Genomic DNA, 7,644 nt, shown 5'->3' on the forward strand with positions numbered 1-7,644 from the left:
CTTTCAGCGCTGGTCATTGAAAGATGGGGGACTGACAAAACTTGCACGACTTTACGTCGGAACCCGGAATTTGCTGGCTGGGTGTGACGTCTTTGTCATGAATATAATTGCCGATGCGCGTAAGGTACCTGCGGAGCCGATGGGCGGCGATCGTCCCGCGTTTCCGGTGTCGCTGCTGTCCTTCATCCTGGTCGCCAAATTCCTCGGCGTCCCGGCCGATCCGGCCCAGATCGCCCATGACCATGGCGAACCCGGCGAGGGCTACCGCCTGGAAGATCTTGCCCGGATTTCCAAGCGCCTCAACATCGTCGCCAGGATCAAGCCTGCCGCCCTCGCGGAACTCCACAAGGTGCCTTTGCCGGCGCTCGCCGAATTGAAGGACGGCGAGGCCGCCATCCTGCTCAAGGTCGACCAGCAGCCGGACGGGACGCGCTTTTTGATTCAGCGCGGCGATGGTGAGCGCCCGGAAGTGTGGTCGGCGGAAGAGTTCGACGGCAAATATGCCGGGCGTTTGCTCCTCATGACGACGCGCGAGCTGATGGCCGGCGTCGCCCGTCCCTTCGACATCAGCTGGTTCATTCCAGCGCTGGTGAAATATCGCGGGGCGCTGCGCGACGTGCTGATCGGATCCTTCTTCCTGCAACTGATGGGGCTGATCTCGCCGATCTTCTTCCAGCTGGTCATCGACAAGGTGCTGGTCCATCAGTCGCTGACGACGCTCGACGTGCTGGCGATCGGGCTTGCGGCCGTGCTGATCTTCGAGACCGGACTGTCGGCGCTGCGCAACTGGCTGTTCGCGCACACCACCAATCGCGTCGACAGCGAGCTTTCGGCGCGGCTGTTCAGGCATCTGCTCAATTTGCCGCTGTCCTATTTCGAGGCCCGCCGCGTCGGCGACAGCGTCGCGCGGGTGCGCGAACTCGATCGTATCAGGGAATTCCTCACCTCGAACGCCGTCACCGTCGTGATCGACCTGTTCTTCACGATCGTCTTCTTCGCGGTGATGTATGCCTACAGCCCGCTGCTGACCCTGATTGTCACGCTATCGATCCCGCTCTATCTCGCCATCTCCATCCTGATCACGCCGTCGCTGCGCGCCCGCCTCGACGAGAAGTTCCGCCGCGGCGCGGAGAACCAGTCCTTCCTCGTCGAAACCGTCACCGGCATCGGCACGCTGAAGGCGATGGCGGTCGAGCCGCAGATGCGGGCGAAATGGGAAAAGCAGTTCGCGGGCTATACCGCCACCGGATTTCAGGTTGCGACGCTGGCGAACTGGGGCAGCCATCTGATCCAGCTGGTCTCCAAACTGACCACGGTCGCGATCCTGTTTTTCGGGGCGAAGGCGGTAATCGCCGGCGACCTTTCAGTCGGCTCGCTGGTCGCCTTCAACATGCTGTCCGGGCGCGTCGCCCAGCCGATCCTGCGGCTCTCCCAGCTCTGGCAGGATTTCCAGCAGGTCCGCATTTCGGTCGACCGGCTCGGCGACGTGCTGAACTCGCCGGCCGAGCCCGACCACAATCCCAACCGGGCAAGCCTGCCGCCGATCAAGGGCGCCGTGAGTTTCGACCGGGTTCGTTTCCGCTATCGTCCCGATGCGCCCGAGGCGCTGCGCGGCGTCACGCTTGCGGTTCAGGCCGGCGAGATGCTCGGCGTCGTCGGACCGTCCGGCTCGGGCAAGTCCACGCTCACCAAGCTGGTGCAGCGTCTCTATGTTCCGGAGCAAGGCCGTGTGCTGGTCGATGGCGTCGATCTTGCCCTGGTCGATCCGGCCTGGCTGCGGCGGCAGATCGGCGTCGTGCTGCAGGAGAACATCCTGTTCAACCGCTCGGTCCGCGAGAACATCGCGCTGGTCGACGCCACCATGCCGATGGAGCGGGTGATCGCCGCCGCCCAGCTCGCCGGCGCGCACGACTTCATCCTCGCGCTGTCGCATGGGTACGACACCGTGATCGACGAGCGCGGCGGCAATCTCTCGGGCGGCCAGCGCCAGCGCATCGCCATTGCGCGGGCGCTGATCGGCAATCCGCGCATCCTGATCCTCGACGAGGCGACCAGCGCGCTCGACGCCGAGAGCGAGGAAGTCATCCAGCATAACCTTGCCGGCATCGCCCACGGCCGCACCGTCATCATCATCGCCCATCGGCTTTCCGCCGTCCGCAAGTGCGACCGGATCGTCACCGTCGAAGCCGGCGAGATTACCGAAATGGGCGATCATGCGACGCTGCTGCAATCGGGGGGGCGCTACGCCCAGCTCTACACCAAGCAAATGGGGCTCGGCTCATGACCGCGTGGGTGGTCGGTCGCTTTCCGACGCTCGCCAAGCACTGGGCGGTGCTGCGGGCGAGCTGGGGCATGCAGAACGAGGCCGATCGCAACAAGCGCCCGATCTCCGATCACGAGTTCCTGCCCGCCGCCCTCGAGATCATGGAGAAGCCGCCGAGCCCCGGCCTGCGCATGCTGCTGCTGATGACATGCGCCTTCTTCACGGCTGGCCTCGTCTGGTCCATCATCGGCAAGATCGACGTCGTGGCGGTGGCGAGCGGCAAGATCATCCCGTCCAGCAAGGTGAAGACCATCCAGCCGATGGAAATCGGTCAGGTGCGCGTCATCCATGTCACCAACGGCCAGCATGTCGAGCAGGGCCAGCTCCTCGTCGAGCTCGATCCGACGCTTGCGACCGCCGACGAGCAGCAGGCGCGCCAGAACCTGCTGGCGTCGAACCTCGTGCAGGCCCGCAATGCGATGCTGCTGGCCTATCTCGAGGGCCGGCCGACCAGCTTCGTCGCACCGCAAGACGCCCCCGCCGCGACGGTCGCGGTCGAGGAGCAATTCGTCCGCACCAGCATCGCGGAATACGAGGCGCAAATCGCCAGCCTGAAGCAGCAGATCGCGCAGCGCGCGGCCGAACTCACGTCGTCCGAAATCGAAGTCGGCAAGCTGCGGCTCACGCTGCCGCTGGTCGACCAGCAGCTCGAAGCCCGCCGGAAGCTCACCGAGCAGGGCAATTACGCGCGGCTGAAGCTGCTCGAATACGAGCAGACCCGCATCGAGCATATCCAGAACATCGACGTGCAGCTCTCCAATGCGACGCGGGCGCGGGCGGCGATGAGTTCGCTGGAGGCCGAGATCCGCAAGCTGCGCGAAACGTTCGGCAAGGCCGCGGTGACCGAACTGGTGCAGGCCCGCGACAAGGCGCAGCTTGCGGCCGAAGAGCTGCGCAAGACCACGCGACGGCGCGAATTCCTGCAGCTGCGCGCGCCGGTCGCCGGAACGGTGCAGCAGCTCGCCGTCTCGACGATCGGCGGCGTCGTGCAGCCGGCGCAGGCCCTGATGATCATCGTCCCCGATGGCGCCGAGATCGAGGTCGAGGCCCATGTCCTCAACAAGGACGTCGGCTTTATCCGGGAAGGCCAGGCCGTGCGGGTCAAGCTGGAGGCGTTCCCGTTCACCGACCATGGGCTGGTGCCGGGGATCGTCGAGGGCATCAGCCGCGATGCGATCGACCTCTCGCAATCGCAATCGAACGGCGCGCAGCGGGACGAGAAGAACCGCCCGATCCAGCCCGGCCTCGTCTACGCCGCGCGCATCCGCCTGCTGGAGACCAGCATCCGCGTTCGTGACCGCAAGCAGGCGCTGGGCCCGGGGCTCTCAGTGCAGGCCGAGATCAAGACCGGCGAACGGCGGATCATCCAGTATTTGCTCTCGCCGATCATGCAGGCGCTCGATGAGGCGGGCAGGGAACGGTGACGGGGGGATGGCTCAGCGGCCGGGCTTTGGCGCCGCAAGCGGGAGCCCGTCCGCATCCATCCGATCGTGAGCCAACTGGTCGATCCGGCGGTGCTGGAGAAGATGAAGGTGCCGCCGGTGGGGGAGGCTGAGGGGAAGACGGAGATTGGATAGGTGTCATCGAATGGGGCAAGTGCGATAACCCGGCACCAAAGAAAGATGTTTCCTGATGAGTGATGAATTCGAGCTTGGCTACGACCCGGAAGAATTCGCTGTGTATAGCAGGCAACAAATTCGTCCAAGCGCAAAGGAAATCGCTGACGTCGCCGACCAATTGTGGGCCGACCCGTTCTTGGGGCACGTGTTTCGGCGCGTAAAAATGGATGGAGACCTCATTGAGAGTGAGGATCAATCCGTTCGGCGCTTTATTCGCGACAGGCAGGTTGGTGAGTTGAGCGACCGCCGCTTCACAGATCTCTGGATCGCCACAGGATTAGCGCGACGCCGTGCGGCAGGGCTCCTGGATGACTTCCGTTCGAAGGAAGCGAAGGCATATATTGCCGATCGCGTTCTCAACTCCCCAAACGGTTCTGTGGGGCATGTTGGCGTCAATACTACAGCAGACGAAATTTACGACTTTGCCAAGGCTATGTTGAATAGCAGCGAGATGGTTGCGCTATTTCGACGGCGACTCTCGCACCAAGATACTTCAGACGATGACTTGGAAATCATCAATCGTTTTACTTCCGCATATAAATGGAAGCATTGTCTAATGAATCGTTCCTCCCTTGTGATGGCCACGCGAATCGCAAGCCAGTTCGCTCGCGGTGAGGTGAGCGCCATCGATGATCATGACATAGTTGATTGGTTGCGGTCTGACAGTCGGATAGTCGGCTTACCGGAGGCTAAATGATGGCCGAACAGTTTCTTGTTGTCGACACCAGCTCGCGTAGGGCGGGTTCTCTTTAACCCGCCATCTCGCAATCGAGCGGCGGGTTAAAGAGAACCCGCCCTACGCAAAGATGCCTGCGGAGAATATTTTACCAATAACGCCCCGCGCCTTGGTCAATTCTGATCGGCGCGGCGCTATATCCGGCCGCATATGCAGCGCGATCGATCATCGCGCCGCCTCCCAAAACCCGTCGCGTACCGGACAGAGCGCCGATTCGGTGTTGTGGGACGCGAAGCCGTGACCGGCGCCGGTGGATAAAACAGACACAAAACGTAACCGGCAGACAAATCGCGCAAATGTTTTTCGTGGAAAGTGCGATTTCGTCTTGAGGTTGTAAAGATATTAATATTCGATGAACGGATTGAACAGGGGTGGGTGGGGCCATTTCCGACCGTTGGCGGCAGAACGACGCGCGCGCATTTCCGGTTTCAGCCAGACAGGCTGAACCGGGAGAGTGGCCGATTGCCGCCTTGCCGACGGAAGGCGCCGGTCTGCCGGCTAAATGCGCCGGTCAAGCTGCGGTGTCGATAGCGGGCTTTGACCCGCGCGCGACGCGGCTGCAAGCTCACATCCCCCTGGATAACGACACGCCCCGACTCGGGCGGATTGAAACGTGGAGGGATAGCCTGTGGCAAAGAACACCAACGGAAAGTCAGCAGCAGCCGAGAAGCCGGTTCTGAACGGGATCAACGGGGGCGCCCCGGCCGAGCCGGCCGCCCCGAACGACCGCGCCCTTAATCCGGAGTTGCTGGCGCAGATCACCGCGTTCAAGACCCGGATCCAGGCCAGCGTCGGGGAAGTGGTCCTCGCCATGCTGAACCTGCCGCGCTATCGCAACCAGACCCTGGCCGATGTCATGCATCTGGTGGTCGAGCCGATGACCCGCGACCGCATCGCCATCGCCAAGTCCGGCGGCGAGGGCAAGATGGAGGAGACCGCCGGCATCGCGATCTGGGCCAGCGTGTCCGAAGAGGTCGACGCCAAGATCCGCGAGCAGATCCAGGCCCGCGTGTTTCCGGTCCGCCTCAAGGCCGAGGACTGGAACAGCGGCGAGACCTATTGGCTGCTCGACGTCATCGCCCCCTCACAAAAAGTCGCCACCGCCGTGCTTGCGAACTTCAAGCAGGTGGTGAAGGACAAGCCGGTCCGGATTCATCCGATCGTGACCCAGCTGGTCGATCCGGCGGTGCTGGAGAAGATGAAGGTGAGGCCGGTGGGGGATGCGGAGGGGACGACGGAAAACACGTGAGGATTCATCGGCGAATCGAGACATCTCGGACCGATTCCAGTGTTCCGGCGTCCATCAGCGAAGCCATTGCGAATTCGGAGAAAGAAAGCAGCATGACGATCATATTTGATCCGCAACGACGGCGTTCCACGCACGTGGAAAGTGGTCTGGCCGTTCAATGGGTGCGCGACGAACCCCCGATGGAGTGCCGGACCCATTACAAACTGATCGTCGATGGAAGCGAAGTTCCGTTTGCAGCAACCTACGACAATGGCTGGAACAGGATGCAGGAAAAGTATCCAGATGCCGACGCCATTGAGCTTCATCGACGAGTGAGCGCGCTCCAAGAATTGAATTATCACGCGATCGACATACGCGCGCGCTTCGATCCGGACGTTTTTGTTCAAGTCTGGAGGGACCTCATTTCGCAAGGCCTCCCAGGATATCGTATCTCGACTTACTATACCGAGTACCGCGGAGGCGGTCCAAATAACAAGAATGAGTGGAGGAGCGAAGGATGAGCGCCAATCCACTTCTCGATCAGCTTCGCGCTTCCGTCCCCGAGGGGGGAAAGCTCACGCTCGATGGCCTGAAGTCGTTCATCACCAATGCCCTCGCAGTCAGCGACAACTACTTCGGTTTTAACGAAACAACGGGTCAAGTAAGCCGATCTTACAGTTCGACAGTCTTCTACTCGGGCAGTTTGGGCCCTGAAGCGGGGGGAGTTTATACGGGCGAAATCGCCCGCGATTTGGCTAACCGTAGCGGTGGCCAAGTCCGAATTCTGGACAATACCAAGATTGGCCGACTGCTCGTAGAGATCACGGGAAACAATGGTCTTGTCGGAATCCCTCTCGAGGGGGCAGCAAGCACTTTCGAGCAGGCTGCCGCTGACGCATTCAAGCCTGCTTCGAAAACCTTCACACAGCTTACCGAAGGCAAGATCACTACCATTATCGGTCGTACAGCTTCGCCAAGTGGTGTGCATGCCGCGGTGGAGATTCCGGAAATCCTCTCGGCAAGCAGCAAAATCACAGACGTTAACAACACAAGCATTGCCGACGTGCGAAACGCTATGCCGAACTCCGCCGGCATGTCCCCTGAAGCACGCAATGCATTCTATCTTTCGAAATTCCAGAACGATTTCGCCGCCAAGGTCTATAACTCCGGAGCGCAGTTGCACTGGGACACCGATGCAAATGGCCGTACTGTCCGGGCCACGGCTACCTTCAGTCAGCAGGCTCTGGCCAGAGTTGGCTTGGATGCCGTAACAGCGCCACCGCCGGCAAGTGGAGGATTTTCCAACCACCTAAGCGCAAGCGCCTTCGACGGTGAAATTGCCTATATTCGGGCGAAGGGCGTTTCAAATGCGGAAATTGTCGTTCGCTATAAGGATGCGGGGCTGGATTATTTCAAGCGAGTGATGTCGGAAGACGATGTCGTCCGATCCTATCGCAACAACTTGATGGCGGAGGAATTCAAGAGACTTGCCAATGCGGCTGGCCAGGGAATCAACACACCGGAGTCATCGCTGAGCGAGGCGTGGCGCAAATTCGTCGCTGGGGCCGCTTCCGTAAGCGAGGGGGTGGCTGAGACCGTTACGAAGCAGCTCGCAAGATGGCAAAATGCTTTCTTTGGTGGCTTTTCTGATTATTTCGAGGGACTCCCCGAGCAGCTCGTAAAGACCGGAAAATCGGTCCTAGGTTACTACCGACAGGCATTTAACGATACCGTGGGA

5 protein-coding genes are annotated in these 7,644 nt (G+C 61.1%); all 5 read left to right on the forward strand.

Features of this window, described 5'->3' with window-relative positions:
• Window positions 1–139 precede the first annotated feature (139 nt).
• The 5 genes from ACSQ84_RS02665 (at window position 140) to ACSQ84_RS02685 (ending at window position 6,427) form a co-directional block, all read left to right on the forward strand.
• On the forward strand, window positions 140–2,284 hold the full coding sequence (locus ACSQ84_RS02665; RefSeq protein WP_436211154.1) for a type I secretion system permease/ATPase: 2,145 nt from the start codon (window positions 140–142) through the stop codon (window positions 2,282–2,284).
• Window positions 2,281–3,747 (forward strand): HlyD family type I secretion periplasmic adaptor subunit, encoded by a 1,467-nt coding sequence (locus ACSQ84_RS02670; protein WP_436210093.1) that lies wholly within the window; start codon window positions 2,281–2,283, stop codon window positions 3,745–3,747. Before ACSQ84_RS02665 ends, ACSQ84_RS02670 begins: the two co-directional genes overlap by 4 nt.
• 208 nt (window positions 3,748–3,955) lie before the next feature.
• A complete protein-coding gene (locus tag ACSQ84_RS02675; protein WP_436210094.1) occupies window positions 3,956–4,639 on the forward strand; it encodes a hypothetical protein in 684 nt (227 codons plus the stop codon).
• A 667-nt stretch (window positions 4,640–5,306) separates the two neighbouring features.
• Window positions 5,307–5,927 (forward strand): toxin-activating lysine-acyltransferase, encoded by a 621-nt coding sequence (locus tag ACSQ84_RS02680; protein WP_436210095.1) that lies wholly within the window; start codon window positions 5,307–5,309, stop codon window positions 5,925–5,927.
• Window positions 5,928–6,019: 92 nt separating this feature from the next.
• Window positions 6,020–6,427, forward strand: coding sequence for a hypothetical protein (locus tag ACSQ84_RS02685; RefSeq protein ID WP_436210096.1), 408 nt, complete (start codon window positions 6,020–6,022; stop codon window positions 6,425–6,427).
• Window positions 6,428–7,644: the final 1,217 nt, after the last annotated feature.

The organism is Bradyrhizobium sp. LjRoot220 (assembly GCF_964252915.1).
GTDB lineage: Bacteria > Pseudomonadota > Alphaproteobacteria > Rhizobiales > Xanthobacteraceae > Bradyrhizobium.